This is a genomic window from Enterococcus viikkiensis (assembly GCF_005405345.1).
Classification (GTDB): Bacteria; Bacillota; Bacilli; order Lactobacillales; family Enterococcaceae; genus Enterococcus_A; species Enterococcus_A viikkiensis.
Map to the genome: position 1 here is coordinate 85,203 of NZ_BJDW01000001.1, position 14,070 is coordinate 99,272.

At 41.6% G+C, this 14,070-nt stretch carries 15 protein-coding genes, 1 tRNA gene and 1 other annotated feature; of the genes, 1 reads left to right on the forward strand and 15 read right to left on the reverse strand.

The genetic code is table 11. From position 1 onward, the window contains the following. Nucleotides 1-14: 14 nt before the first annotated feature. From sufB to FFM67_RS00445, 13 genes are all read right to left on the reverse strand, one after another. Nucleotides 15-1,409 carry a Fe-S cluster assembly protein SufB gene (gene sufB / locus FFM67_RS00385; protein ID WP_137612699.1) on the reverse strand — a complete coding sequence of 465 codons (1,395 nt, stop codon included), beginning with the start codon at nucleotides 1,407-1,409 and terminating at the stop codon, nucleotides 15-17. A 71-nt stretch (nucleotides 1,410-1,480) separates the two neighbouring features. Continuing rightward, the gene (gene sufU / locus FFM67_RS00390) at nucleotides 1,481-1,954 is read right to left on the reverse strand and encodes a Fe-S cluster assembly sulfur transfer protein SufU (protein WP_137612700.1); all 474 of its coding nucleotides are present in this window, start codon (nucleotides 1,952-1,954) and stop codon (nucleotides 1,481-1,483) included. Then, a complete protein-coding gene (locus FFM67_RS00395; RefSeq protein ID WP_137612701.1) occupies nucleotides 1,941-3,176 on the reverse strand; it encodes a cysteine desulfurase in 1,236 nt (411 codons plus the stop codon). Before FFM67_RS00395 ends, sufU begins: the two co-directional genes overlap by 14 nt. Beyond that, nucleotides 3,176-4,453 carry a Fe-S cluster assembly protein SufD gene (gene sufD, locus FFM67_RS00400; RefSeq protein WP_137612702.1) on the reverse strand — a complete coding sequence of 426 codons (1,278 nt, stop codon included), beginning with the start codon at nucleotides 4,451-4,453 and terminating at the stop codon, nucleotides 3,176-3,178. The genes FFM67_RS00395 and sufD overlap by 1 nt, the downstream gene beginning before the upstream one ends. A 13-nt stretch (nucleotides 4,454-4,466) precedes the next feature. After that, entirely contained in the window at nucleotides 4,467-5,237 is a 771-nt protein-coding gene (gene sufC, locus FFM67_RS00405) for a Fe-S cluster assembly ATPase SufC (protein WP_137612703.1), read from the reverse strand. Nucleotides 5,238-5,448: 211 nt separating this feature from the next. After that, complete coding sequence (locus FFM67_RS00410; protein ID WP_137612704.1) at nucleotides 5,449-6,291, reverse strand: MetQ/NlpA family ABC transporter substrate-binding protein; 843 nt, start codon at nucleotides 6,289-6,291, stop codon at nucleotides 5,449-5,451. Nucleotides 6,292-6,310: 19 nt separating this feature from the next. Beyond that, nucleotides 6,311-6,997, reverse strand: coding sequence for a methionine ABC transporter permease (locus tag FFM67_RS00415; protein ID WP_137612705.1), 687 nt, complete (start codon nucleotides 6,995-6,997; stop codon nucleotides 6,311-6,313). Continuing rightward, nucleotides 6,990-8,024: a methionine ABC transporter ATP-binding protein gene (locus FFM67_RS00420; RefSeq protein ID WP_137612706.1), complete on the reverse strand. Its 1,035-nt coding sequence runs from the start codon at nucleotides 8,022-8,024 to the stop codon at nucleotides 6,990-6,992. The genes FFM67_RS00415 and FFM67_RS00420 overlap by 8 nt, the downstream gene beginning before the upstream one ends. Nucleotides 8,025-8,240: 216 nt before the next feature. Continuing rightward, nucleotides 8,241-8,493: a binding site (T-box leader), on the reverse strand. A 63-nt stretch (nucleotides 8,494-8,556) separates the two neighbouring features. Then, a complete protein-coding gene (locus tag FFM67_RS00425; RefSeq protein WP_137612707.1) occupies nucleotides 8,557-8,889 on the reverse strand; it encodes a glycine cleavage system H family protein in 333 nt (110 codons plus the stop codon). 66 nt (nucleotides 8,890-8,955) lie between these two features. Beyond that, a complete protein-coding gene (locus FFM67_RS00430) occupies nucleotides 8,956-9,321 on the reverse strand; it encodes an arsenate reductase family protein (RefSeq protein ID WP_137612708.1) in 366 nt (121 codons plus the stop codon). Next, nucleotides 9,314-10,516 carry an FtsW/RodA/SpoVE family cell cycle protein gene (locus FFM67_RS00435; RefSeq protein WP_137612709.1) on the reverse strand — a complete coding sequence of 401 codons (1,203 nt, stop codon included), beginning with the start codon at nucleotides 10,514-10,516 and terminating at the stop codon, nucleotides 9,314-9,316. Before FFM67_RS00435 ends, FFM67_RS00430 begins: the two co-directional genes overlap by 8 nt. An 89-nt stretch (nucleotides 10,517-10,605) precedes the next feature. Continuing rightward, nucleotides 10,606-11,229 (reverse strand): DUF1361 domain-containing protein, encoded by a 624-nt coding sequence (locus FFM67_RS00440; RefSeq protein ID WP_137612710.1) that lies wholly within the window; start codon nucleotides 11,227-11,229, stop codon nucleotides 10,606-10,608. Between the two features lie 107 nt (nucleotides 11,230-11,336). Then, a tRNA-Thr gene (locus FFM67_RS00445) sits at nucleotides 11,337-11,409 on the reverse strand. A 253-nt stretch (nucleotides 11,410-11,662) separates the two neighbouring features. On the opposite strand from FFM67_RS00445, the gene FFM67_RS00450 reads away from it, so the two are divergent. Continuing rightward, nucleotides 11,663-11,899 carry a hypothetical protein gene (locus FFM67_RS00450; protein WP_071860801.1) on the forward strand — a complete coding sequence of 79 codons (237 nt, stop codon included), beginning with the start codon at nucleotides 11,663-11,665 and terminating at the stop codon, nucleotides 11,897-11,899. A 106-nt stretch (nucleotides 11,900-12,005) separates the two neighbouring features. Here the strand turns inward: FFM67_RS00450 and upp are convergent, their stop codons facing one another. Continuing rightward, nucleotides 12,006-12,635 carry a uracil phosphoribosyltransferase gene (gene upp / locus FFM67_RS00455; protein WP_137612711.1) on the reverse strand — a complete coding sequence of 210 codons (630 nt, stop codon included), beginning with the start codon at nucleotides 12,633-12,635 and terminating at the stop codon, nucleotides 12,006-12,008. A 150-nt stretch (nucleotides 12,636-12,785) separates the two neighbouring features. After that, complete coding sequence (gene glyA / locus FFM67_RS00460) at nucleotides 12,786-14,033, reverse strand: serine hydroxymethyltransferase (RefSeq protein WP_137612712.1); 1,248 nt, start codon at nucleotides 14,031-14,033, stop codon at nucleotides 12,786-12,788. Nucleotides 14,034-14,070 lie beyond the last annotated feature (37 nt).

Here is a 14,070-nt window from a genome sequence, read left to right on the forward strand (position 1 = left end):
TTTTAGATTAAGTATTACCCCACAGACCCTTCCATCTCATATTGAATTAGACGGTTCAATTCCACAGCGTATTCCATTGGTAATTCTTTGGTAAATGGTTCAACGAATCCCATCACAATCATCTCTGTTGCTTCTTGTTCAGAGATGCCGCGACTCATTAGGTAGTATAATTGTTCTTCTGAGATTTTTGAAACTTTTGCTTCGTGTTCCAAAGAGACATTCCCATTCAAGATTTCATTATACGGAATCGTATCCGAACTTGATTGATCGTCCATGATGATCGTGTCACACTCGATGTGACTGAATGAGCCTGCACTATTACGACCAAAGCGCACGGTCCCACGATAGTCTACCGCGCCGCCGTCCTTGGCGATCGATTTTGAAACGATTGAGCTGGAAGTATTTGGTGCATTATGGATCATCCGAGCACCGTTATCTAAGACAATATTTTTACCGGCTACGGCGATGGATAGCATCGTACCACGAGCACCCTTACCGTCCATGTAGACACTTGGATATTTCATAGTTACTTTTGAACCTAAGTTGCCATCGACCCATTCCATTGTCGCGTTTTCTTGGGCTTGTCCCCGTTTGGTTTCCAAGCTGTAAACATTGTTTGACCAGTTTTGGATCGTTGTATACCGACAATAGCCGTCTTTTTTTACAAAAACTTCTACTACTGCGGCATGCAAACTATCAGAAGAATAGGTAGGGGCGGTACAGCCTTCAACATAATTGATGCTGGCGCCTTCGTCTACGATGATCAGTGTGCGCTCAAATTGTCCGGTGTTGGCTGAGTTAATCCGGAAGTAAGACTGAATCGGAATATCCGTCTTCACGCCTTTTGGTACATAGATAAACGTTCCGCCAGACCAAGCTGCTGAGTTTAAGGCAGCTAATTTGTTGTCTGATGGTGGCACCAATGTTCCAAAATATTCTTTGAACAGCTCAGGATATTCTTTCAAAGCCGAATCAGTATCCGTAAAGACGATGCCTAATTTTTTGAACTCGTCTTTCATGTTGTGATAAACCACTTCGGATTCGTATTGAGCGGAAGCACCAGCTAAGTAGGCACGCTCTGCTTCTGGTATTCCTAAACGTTCAAAGGTTGTTTTGATTTCTTCTGGTACATCGTCCCAATCGCGTGCTGGCTTATCGCTAGAACGAATAAAGTAATTGATTTTATCGTAATCCAATTCGGACAAATCGGGGCCGTAACCGGGCATTTCTAATTTTTTGAATGTTTCTAGGGACTTCAGACGAAACTCCAACATCCATTCTGGTTCTCCTTTTGCGCGGGAGATTTCGCGAATAACTTCTTCAGATAGACCTTCACCGGTAGTAAAGACGGGTTTTATATCATCGTGGAAGCCAAATTGATACTCCTCTTGCATTTCAGGTACACTCATGTAATCCCGCTCCTAACTTCTTACTTTATATGTACTTACTTTCTTTTCAGAAAGATAAGTCTGGTATTCTTCTAATTCTTATGAAATTGTCCTTCTCTAGCTTTCCCTTGTTCATTGGTTAAGGCTTTGCCTAGTGCTTTCCAAGCTAAAGTGGAACACTTGATACGAGCAGGGAATTTTGCAACACCGCTAAGCATCGCTGCATCTCCTAAAGCCTCTTCATCTTTTTCTGGAATCTCATTGCCTTGAACCATTTGTGCAAAGATCACTGCTAAATGTTCCGCTTCTGAGACAGGCTTGCCCACCACTGCGTCAGTCATCATGGACGCGCTAGCCGTTGAGATGGAACAGCCGCTGCCAGAAAAAGCGATGTCTGTAATGATATCGTCTTTTACGATTAGTTCAAGCTCGATTACATCACCACAAGTTGGATTATTCATCTCGATCGTTTGGGTGGAATCACTCAATTTTCCACGATGATGAGGATGAGAGGAATGATCCAAGATTACTTGTCGATATAAATTATCTAATTTAGAGAGCGCCATGCTTGAAAAACTCCTTCGTCGCCTGAATTGCTTCGATCAAACGGTCTGCATCTTCTTTCGTATTGTAGAAATAGAAGCTGGCCCGTGCCGTCGCTGGCAGATTCAAATAATTCATTAAGGGTTGTGCACAATGGTGGCCCGCCCGAACAGCGACACCTTCCATATCTAAAGCCGTCGCTACATCATGAGGGTGGATACCGTCTAAATTAAAGGCGATCACACCCGTATGATGTTCGGGATCTTGTGGTCCATAGGTGGTGATTCCACCGATCTCGTGTAATTTCGGTAACACGTAATCTACTAATGATTGTTCGTATTGATGGATCTGCTCCATCCCGATCTCGTTTAAATAATCAATCGCCGCACCTAATGCGATCGCTCCAGCGATATTCGGTGTGCCGGCTTCGAATTTCCAAGGTAATTCTTTCCAAGTACTATCATAAAGGTTCACAAAGTCGATCATTTCGCCGCCAAACTCGACAGGTTCCATTTGTTCCAGCCATTGGCGCTTACCATATAATACACCGATCCCCGTTGGTCCGCACATTTTATGTCCACTAAAGGCAAAGAAATCTGCGTCCAACGCTTGGACATCTACTTTCATATGGGGAGTTGCTTGAGCGCCATCCACAATCATCACTGCATTGTTGGCATGAGCCAGCGCTGCTAATTCTTTGATCGGATTGATCACTCCAAGAACATTGGAAACGTAAGCTAGTGACACGATCGCCGTTTTTTCATTGATGATTTCTTTTGCAGCAGCCATATCAAGAAAACCATCATCCGTTAATGGTACGTAGCGTAACGTCGCACCCTTGCGTTGGGCTAGTTGCTGCCACGGAATAATATTCGAATGGTGTTCCATGTAGGAAATGACAATCTCATCGCCTGCTTCAACAAAAGCATCCCCATAACTACGAGCCAACCAATTCAGGCCAGTCGTTGTTCCCCGGGTAAACAATACTTCAGCGGTTTCCTTAGCATTGATGAATGCGCGAACTTTTTCGCGACTATTTTCATACTCTTCAGTTGCCCGCTCAGCTAAAGTATGGACGCCGCGATGGACGTTGGCATTGTCGTTTTCATAGTAATGACGCAGGGCATCCAAGACTTGCGTCGGTTTTTGTGTTGTTGCTGCATTGTCTAAATAAACAAGTGGTTCATCATTTACTTTTTGGAAAAGAATCGGAAAATCTTTTCTAATCGTAGCGAAATCCCTCATTATTTACTCAACTTCCCTTCGATCGTTGCAATCAGTTGCTCTTGAGTGGCTTTAATTGGAATCGCGGTGATCACAGGACCTAAGAATCCACGGATCACTAACCGTTCAGCTGCTGCTTTTTCTAATCCACGACTCATTAAATAGAATAGCTCGTCTGGATCAACACGACCAACACTGGCTGCGTGTCCGGCGGTAACCTCATTTTCATCAATCAAAAGGATTGGATTGGCATCGCCACGAGATTTTTCAGACAGCATCAAGACACGACTTTCTTGTTGCGCATCAGCACCCTTGGCTCCTTTTAAAATATGCCCGATGCCGTTGAAGGTCAAGGTCGATTTTTCAAGAATAACACCGTGTTGCAAAATATGTCCGATCGTATGAGGAGCTTTATTGGTTACTCTCGTATCGATCCCTTGGATTTGTTTGCCATCACTAATTGCGACGATCTTAACTTCTGAATGAGCACCTTCACCGACTAAATCAGAATCAAAGTCAGCAACGACATTGCCGTCATTCATAATCCCCAAAGCCCAATCAATCATGGAATCCCGCATCAAGTAACCCCGACGGTTCATGTAAGTCGTGATGTTTTCACCTAAAGAATCCACTGCCGCAAATTTCACCCGCGCACCTGGTTTCGTAATTACTTCAACAACGACATTTCCTGAAAGTTTCTTAGCCGCAGTGCCTTGTGATTCAAAACGCTCCAAATAAGAAAATTCACTATTGTCTTCTGCCACGATCAATACGTGTTTGAAGAAATGTGTCTCTTCATCGCCATTATGGATGAATAAACTTTCAAGTGGTTCTTCGATGACGACATTTTTTGGTACATATAAGAAGACACCGTTGTTCATAAACGCAGCATGTAACGCAGTCAAACTATTTTCTTCCACTGGTACAGCTTTCGTCATGTAATATTCTTTGACTAGCTCAGGATGTTCTTGGATCGCTGTTACAAGATCCGTAAAAATCACGCCTTGATCTGCCAACTTAGGTGAGATTTGTTCGAAAACCGTTGTTTCACCCGTTTGGACGATCATGGGATTGTCATTCATTTGGTCAAAGCTAGGAATTGTTCCGACCGCTGCCTGATGTTCGGAATTGACGTTGTAAAGGTTCCAACGAGCGAATTTCACCTTTTCAATGATTGGTAAAGGTAGCTCATCGATTTTATTTAATGCATTGATTCGTAAATCAGTCATCCATTGAGGTTCGGCCCATTCTGCTGAGAAAGCTTTGACGGCCTCAAGATATTCTGTCCATTTTTTCATCTATCTTGCCCTCCTAAACTTCTTCTTTGTAATCGATACCTAATTCAGCAGAAATCCCTGCGTAGCCTTCCGCTTCTAAACGTTTCGCAAGATCTGCATCTCCAGTCAAGACTACTCGTCCCTCCATCATGATGTGCACGACATCCGGTACGATATAATTCAATAAACGTTGGTAATGAGTAATGATCAAGGCTCCAAAATCATCGCCCCGCATTTCATTAATGCCTTTTGCAACGACTTTCAAGGCATCGATATCTAAACCTGAGTCGATTTCATCTAGAATCGCAAAAGTTGGTTCAATCATTAATAATTGTAAAATTTCATTGCGTTTCTTTTCTCCGCCTGAAAAGCCTTCATTTAAATAGCGTTCAGCCATTTCTTCTGGCATATTCAATAATTCCATTTTTTTATCTAGTTTTTTCAAGAATTGCATCACAGAGATCTTTTCGTCTTCTTCACGACGCGCATTGATTGCTGCTCGCATAAATTCAGCATTACTGATCCCAGGAATTTCGCTTGGATATTGCATTGCCAAGAACAAGCCTAAGCGCGCGCGTTCATCAACTTCCAAGTCTAAAATATTTTTACCATCAAAAAGGATTTCACCCTTAGTCACTTTATAGTTTGGGTTTCCCATAATTGCGGCGGATAATGTCGATTTCCCCGTCCCATTTGGTCCCATGATAGCGTGGATTTCCCCAGTCTTCATCTCTAGGTTAACGCCCTTTAAAATTTCTTTATCTTCAATGGCAACGTGTAAGTCTTTGATTTCTAAAACTGACATGAATATACCTCCAAATATTTTTTCTCGTTCTCACACATTTTAATCTAAATGAGAATGGAATACAAATTGATTCGCCGATTTTCTTGCAGAAAACTTAGGTTTATTTAGAATTATTATAATTTCACTTTTAATCAGAAATGCTCCTACGTTTCAATAGCTATTAGAAAGAAGAAAAAGCACCAAAGGGAATCCCTTCGGTGCAAAAATCGTTCTATTTATCAACTGGCTTCACTGAGCCGTCCCATTTCTTCAAGATCCAATCTTGAACGTCTTTTTCATGTAACACTTTCACTAATTTCTCGATACGAGGATCCTCTTTATCTGCTGTTCGAACCGCAATGATGTTTGCATATGGAGAATTATCTTTTTCAAGTAATAGTGCGTCCTTCACTGGATTTAATCCCACTCCATAAGCAAAGTTTGCGTTAATCGCGACTAGATCGCCTTCGTCGTTATTGTACGTCGTTGCTAGTAACGCTGGATCGATGGAGTGTTCGAATTTCAAATGCTTAGGGTTTTCAGCAATATCGTCAAAGGTAGCTGTTTCTAAATCAACACCCTCTTTGACTTTTACTAAGTCTGCATCTTGCAAGATCGTAATAATCCGACCCCAATCAGATTCAGAATTTGAAGTAATGATGGTCGCTCCATCTTTCAACTCTTTGATGTCTTTGATTTTCTTAGAGTATAAACCCATTGGTTCAATGTGAACGGCACCTACATCAGTAAACTTGTAATCATTTTCCTTCACGGCTTTGTTAAAGAATGGTTTGTGTTGGAAGTAATTGGCATCGATGTCTTTATCTGCTAGTGCTTTGTTAGGCAAGACATAGTCATCAAATTTTTTGATTTCCAGATTCACGCCTTCTTTTTCAAGTAAAGGCTTCACGTGTTCTAAAATTTCCGCGTGAGGTGTTGGCGATGCCCCCACAACTAACGTGTCACTTTTTTCTTTACTGCTGCTGTCTGATGAACCGCTGCTACTATTTCCGCAAGCCGCTAATCCGACTGTTAATAATGCTACTGCTGCAAAACCTAAAATTTTCTTTTTCATTGTCATTTCCTCCTAGTTTTTAACGTTTATCTGTTCTCTTCGTCAAGAAATCGCCGACTCCTTGAACGATAAACACAATAATTAAAATGATGACTGTTGCCACTAATGTAACGGTGTAATTCCCACGTTGATAACCTTCTTGCCAAGCCAATGCTCCAAGCCCACCTGCACCGATTGCACCTGCCATTGCGGTGAAGCCGATCATCGAAACCGATGTAACCGTCAACCCAGAGATCAACGCTGGTAGACTTTCTGGAATCAAAACTTTGTAAATTGTTTGAAAATAGCTGGCTCCCATCGACTCTGCTGCTTCCAAGACACCAGAGTCAACTTCCCGAAACGCAATTTCTACGAGTCGGGCATAAAATGGGGCCGCAGATAAGACTAGCGCCGGAATTGCTGCTTTTGCTCCCAACATCGTTCCTACTAATACTTTCGTGAAAGGAATGATCAGGACCATTAAGATCATAAAGGGAGTGGAACGAAAAATGTTGCTGATGATGGAGACTAAGCCATATAAAATACTATGCGCACCTGAATGCTTTCGCCCAAGGGAATAAAGCAGTAAGCCTAGTAGCAGCCCTAAAACAAATACGATCACCATCGAAATGATCGTCATGAACAACGTATCATTGATTGCTTCCTTCAACGTATCCCATGATACTTGTTGGAAATTTAAATACGTCTCTGTAAAACTTTTATCCACGGTGCAACACCTCCACGCCAACTTGTTGAGCTTCAATAAAAGCGATCGCTTGTTCTATCTCGGCCGAATCACCCGTGAATTGAACGGTCAATGTTCCAAAAGAACTTCCCGTGGAGCGTTCGATATTGCCATAAACGATGCTGATGTCAATTGGAAATTTGCGAATCGCCTGTGAAACCACTGGCTCCCCGGCATTGTTTTCTAAAAAGTGGAGCGTCGCTAACGTCCCGGTTGGATTCTCTTTGATAAACTCCGCTAACAAAGCTGATGGATCAGCTTTTGGTTCTAAATCTTGTTGAACGAAAATCTTAGTCACTTCCTGTTGTGGATGGCGGAAGACTTCGCGAACGGAACCTTCTTCAACGATTTTTCCTAATTCCATCACAGCGACCTTGTTACAAATTTTACGGATCACATTCATTTCATGGGTGATTAGCACAATCGTCAGTCCTAATTTCTGATTGATGCTCGCTAACAATTCTAAAACCTCTTCAGTTGTCTGAGGATCTAATGCACTAGTAGCTTCATCACAGAGTAGGATGTCGGGATCATTGGCTAATGCTCGAGCAATGCCGACTCGCTGTTTTTGACCACCAGATAGTTGTGAAGGATACGCATCCCCTCGACCATCTAAGCCGACCAAGCTTAATAATTCTTGCGCTTTTTGTTGGCGCTTGTCTTTGGCAACGCCAGCCAGTTCCAACGGCAGTTGAATATTTTCACTGACAGTGCGGGACCATAGTAAATTAAAATGCTGAAAGATCATCCCCACTTTTTTTCGAAACGTCCTTAGTGCGGAACCCTGTAACTTGGCGACGTCCTCATTATTGACCAAGACTTGACCGCTAGTTGATGCTTCCAGCCCATTCAATAAACGGACCAAGGTACTTTTGCCTGCACCAGAATAACCGACAATGCCATAGACATCTTTTGCTTCAATTGCTAAATTTACTCCATTGACTGCGTGGATTGTTCCTTTTTTGCCGGCGAAACTCTTCTCCACTTGCTTCAATTCAATCAATGCCATCTTTCTTACTCCCTTTCTGTGGAACGGTAACTTACGGATAATTTTTTTTGCGGCTAGAATGTGATGAATCCTGAAACAACTAGCTCAGACGAAAGAATTCATGTTTCATGAAAAACAAGTCTGCTCCTCGCCACGCATGCGAATCCATTAATCGCACTAAAGCGCGAAGTGGAACTCGCAAAAAAAGCTTTCGTCCTAATAAATGTACATTTGTACATTTAGGACGAAAGCTTTAACTTCCGTGTTACCACCTAAGATTCGTTATAATCTCACAATCATAACCTCTACCAGTACTTGCCTATAGCGCATACTGAGGTGCTATAACGGGCACTCCCGTGAACGACTTGGCACTCGCCTCGTCGATCCTGCTCAAAGACCATTTTCCATCTCACTCGCGTCACTCCTTTTCAGCATACCGGAGCTCTCTTTGTACGTTCATCAAATGTACTTTTCTTTTCATCGCTTTCTCATGTGTATGAAAGGATTATATCAGGGGATTTTTATCCTGTCAAACATCAAGTGAAAATTTTCTTTATAGTTTTTCAAAATCAGCTGCGTCAACTTCCCGTAGTGAAAGAATCCAGGCATCCATTTCGTCCTCGGTATTCAATGCTTTCGGATCAGCAGCCACTTTTTCGCTGATGGATGAAACGACTCCCGTTAATGGACTTTTAAATTCTTGAACCGCTTTTTCAGCTTCGATTTCAAATAACGGTTCGCCGGCTGTTACTTTTTGACCGATTTTTGGTAACGACATGAAGGTTACCTCGCCAAGTGTTTCAGCCATTTCTTCGGTTAGACCCATACAAAAATCTTTATCATTATGTAAAATCCACAGACCATCATTTTTTTTCAAGTAATTCATTTCTTTAAACGCCCCTTTTGGTAGTATAAAATTTTTTTAATATAGCCGATAAATCCCCAGCTTCTACTATGAGAAACTGGAGCGGCTTTCTTCATAAGTTGATTCTTTAAATCCATTCACAACAAATTGATCATTGTTGATTAACATGGGACGCTTCACCAACATCCCGTCACTAGCTAATAGCTCACTCGCAGCTTGAATCGACAGCTCTGTCATTTTATCCTTCAATCCCATCTCACGGTATTTCATCCCGCTAGTATTGAAGAAGCGACGAACAGGGAGCAGGCTATTTGACAGCCATTTTTCAAACTCAGCAGCTTGCGGTGTAGCTTGAATCAAATCAATCGCTTCATAGGAAATATTTTTCTGATCCAACCAGGCTTTAGCCTTACGACAAGTTGAGCATTTTGGATACCAATAAAATTTAAGCATGTTGTGAGCTCCTTGTTGGTTTCATTACTTGTTTGCCGGCACTTTGATAACGCATTGATAAAATCAAGCCAATTCCGATCATGTTACCGAGAATAGAAGAACCACCTTGACTGATAAAAGGCAATGGGATCCCTGTTAATGGTAGCAGACCAATATTCGCTCCGATATTTTCAAAGACATGAAAGAGCATCATCATAACGATCCCTGACGCAATATAAGCATAAAACTCATTATTCATATCAAAACATAAACGGATCATCCGGTAAATCAACACAAAATAAACTAAGATCACAAAAGCACCACCGACAAAACCAAAATTCTCACCAATAACTGTGAAAATCATATCCGATTCTCGCACCGGTACATAGACATGACTCACGTTATAGCCTGTCCCAAAAAAACCGCCAGACCCAATCGCCATCAACGCGTGAGCCAATTGGAAACTTACTCCTTGAGGATCATGGAAAGGCTCTAACCACGAATCAATCCGAGCGAACTGATAGCTCTTAAAACCCAGGTTTGTTAATAATGATCTTCCGGTATCTGTTGAAACTAAAAAGATCAGCGAGACACCTAATATCACCGCTAAAGCAATCGCTGGTAACACAATCAGCCAAGAAATTCCCGACATCAAAAACATCCCGGCAAAAATAGCCAAGAAAACTAGCATTGTCCCAAAGTCCTTCTGTGCCAAGACCAAGCCGATCACTGGTAGTGTGATTAACAACATTTTGCCAATTAGTAACGCGTCTGTCTTAATTGTGTGAAGCTTATTGGCTACGTTATGTTTCGTAATAATCAGCGCCATCATTAAAATATACGCAATTTTCATCAGCTCAGATGGCTGGAAGGTCAGTGTACCGAATTTGAACCAGTTTTTTGAACCAGTGGAAGCTGCCAGAACCGGATCATAATATTTTAACAAAGCCAGCATGACGGCCAAACCAATCGCATATAAAAATGGCGTTAAGCGCCAAAGCATTTTCGCATCAAAATGAATGATAATAACAATTGCTAATGCTCCTACTGCGTACCACACGCCTTGCATGACGATATTGCGAAAAATATTTGGATCTCTCGGATCGTGAGATAATGCCACGTAAAGGGACAATAATCCAATCAAACATAATAGAAACACAGGTAAAATAACGCCGTAATCAATTCGGCTATCATTGTTTTTTCTTAACCTATTCATTTTTCATCTCTTTTCCACCAATTTACTCGCCTTATTATAGACGCTTCTCTCGCTAAAGAAAAGTCCGCTTCATTTCCTTTGCAAAATCTTTAGTCTTGAAGCGATCGATCTTGTTGCAATCCAAAAATCAACGCCCACACTCCTAATTGTAACAGACTAAACATCAACACGAATTGGATTTTTTCAATGTGCCAGTTTCCTAATAAGAGCTGTAATGCGTGAATCGGTTTAATAATTAATTCGATCGAGTGAATCCAGTCGAAACGGCCACTGTAAACGGCAGTTCCTGAAAGAACAGCTAAACCTAATAGACTGATTAAGCGTTGTGCCGTTTGTAGTTTGGCTGTCGCAAATAAGCGAAACACCTGCGCCATCCCGACAAAAACCATAATCAAAATCGGTAGCACTAGGAAAAAATAAGACCACCAATCACTCGCAACTGGTGTAAAAAGACCGTGAGCGTGATAAATCCTCAAACTTTCTAAATGAAACAGATCCGTCAATAAATAAGGAACATTCGGAAAGAACAATAACCATAGTGCTGCAAATAGCCAGCGAATCGGCGAAATAAGTTTCATAAACAAACTACCAAAGACTAGTGGCAGCCAAGCCAGAAAAACATTCAAGCCCATAAACGAAAATGTCTCGCGAAAGTGACTCATAAATAAAATATAAAAAATCACACCAAAGTGAAACAAATACTTTTTCTTCATCCTTCTCCCTCAATAGAAAGCAACTTTTCTTCCATACAATCAAAATTATATAATAAAAAGCCGTCGCTATCTCGGTTTCCCTTTGATATGACGGCTTTTATAAGTTATGCCAGCTATAGGATTCGAACCTACGACCTACGCGTTACGAGTGCGTTGCTCTACCAACTGAGCTAAGCTGGCGTTTCGTACAAAAGGAATTATAAAAAACTTCTAGCAAAAAGTAAAGTAAGATTCCTCTCAAAAAGCGATTACATGAAAAAAAGTTGAAAATATGCTAAAATAAAGATCGTGATACAAATGGATGACCACTCCACTTTTCACAGTTTAGCAAAAAGCCGTGATTAAGTCGAGTGAAAATCCAAGATACTAACAAATCCGATGCCGTTTAAAGTTGAGATTTTCGTTAGTATGAAAAAGGAGGCGTTTAGAACAGATGGCTACATTTGGTAAAATAGAGACGCAAATTGATCCTTCCGAAGCTGGAAAAGATTTTCCAGTTCAGACACATGTGATGTTTACGATTCGCGGACAATCTCAGACTGGAATTGTCACGAAACAATTGAAAAATGCAGCAGTAGTTGAAATTGATGAAAAGCAAGACAACGGAGAGTTGATTAATCATTCCAACGGTGTTGTTGTAATCAATTATAAACAAATGGAAAAAATTTAGTTTGTAAGCAAAGAAGGAGTTTGGACGATGATCGTCCAAACTCCTTCTTTTGTTGCAAGCGTTGGGACAAAAGTAGCTGACCACTTCTGCCCCAACTTATTTTCATTTATTTTGTTCCAAATAGGCGGTCGCCTGCGTCACCGAGTCCAGGAACGATATAGCCTTGTTCATTTAAGTGATCATCTAATGCAGCTGTATAGATATCTACATCAGGATGCGCATCTTGCAATGCTTTGACCCCTTCTGGAGCAGCGACTAAACAAACAAATTTCATATTCGAAGCACCACGTTTTTTCAATGAATCAATCGCCATGATCGCTGAACCACCAGTAGCCAACATTGGATCAACAATAAATAATTGTCGGCTGTCGATGTCTTCTGGCATTTTGAAGAAATATTCATTTGGTTCTAAGGTTTCTTCATCACGGAACAATCCGATGTGTCCAACTTTGGCAGCGGGAATCAATTCTAAGATGCCATCTACCATACCGATACCAGCACGTAAAATCGGAACAATCGCAACTTTTTTACCGGATAATGTTTTTTGTGTTGAAACAGTAATTGGTGTTTCGATCTCAACGTCTTCCAATGGCATATCACGAGATACTTCGTACGCCATCAACATCGCGATTTCATTTACCACTTCGCGGAAAACCTTAGTTCCGCAATTCTTATCGCGAATAATCGTTAATTTGTGTTGGATCAATGGATGATCAATTACTTGAAACTTGCCCATATTAATTTGCCCCTTACTCATTTTAATATAATTATTTTCATGTTGCCTATCCGCCAACCAATTTTTTCTTGATCGCTAAAAAACTGCTGCATGTTGAGCGGATATTCTTAGTATGCATTTCATTATTATATGACAATTGCTTTAAGAAAACTAGTCTAAGCTGGCTTGAATCGGATGAGCATCGGTTAATTCTAAGACTGCCTTGCGGACTTCATCCAGCTTCGCTTCGTCACCTTTTGAGCGTAATGCTTCGACAATCAATTCAGCTACACGCTTAGCATCCTCTTCTTTAAAGCCCCGACTGGTAATAGCGGCGGTCCCAATCCGAACCCCACTCGTTTCACGGAAACTTTTTGATTCAAAGGGGATAGAATTTTTATTGACTGTGATGTGAACCTGATCCAATAATTCTTCCGCTTCCCGACCAGTGATATCAAAGCCGGTGACTTCCAATAAAAATAGATGATTGTCGCTACCGCCAGATATTATCCGAGTTTCCGGGGTTTGGTTAAAGACTTTCACCATCGCTTGAATATTTTTCAAGACTTGTTCGCTATATGTTTTAAAATCAGGCGCCAGGGCTTCTTTAAAAGCCACAGCTTTTGCTGCAATGACATGTTCCAATGGCCCGCCTTGTAACCCGGGGAAAACCGCGCTATTGATTTTTTTCGCCATTTCCGGATCATTGGTTAAAATCAAGCCACCACGAGGGCCGCGCAAAGTTTTATGGGTAGTGGAAGTAACAACATCGGCATAAGGAACTGGGTTAGGATGCAACCCTGTTGCCACCAATCCAGCAATATGCGCCATGTCTACCATTAACTTCGCACCCACTTCATCGGCAATCTCACGGAAACGGGCAAAATCAATGATCCGACTATACGCACTTGCTCCGGCTACGATTAATTTTGGTTGGTGTTTCCGCGCTAAAATACGAACGACTTCATAGTCGATCGTTTCTGTATGAGGATCCACACCGTAGCTAACAAAATGATACAACTTCCCGCTGACATTCACTGGTGAGCCATGAGTCAAATGCCCCCCTGCCGATAAATCCATTCCTAAAACCGTATCACCAGGTTCAATCAATGAAAAATAGGCTGCTTGATTCGCCTGTGAGCCAGAATGCGCTTGAACATTCGCAAATTTTGCGTCAAACAATTCTTTTGCACGGTCAATCGCTAAATTTTCTACGACATCAATAAATTCACAACCGCCATAATAACGGCGACCAGGGTAGCCTTCCGCATATTTATTGGTCAACACACTTCCTTGTGCCATTCGTACTGCTTCTGAGACGATATTTTCTGAGGCGATCAATTCAATATTTTGCTCTTGCCGCTGCCCCTCATCCTTAATTGCTCCCCATAGTTCGGGATCTAGTGCTTTGTAATCCATCCCAACGCCACCTTTCCTTTTTTCTGATTTAAGTATA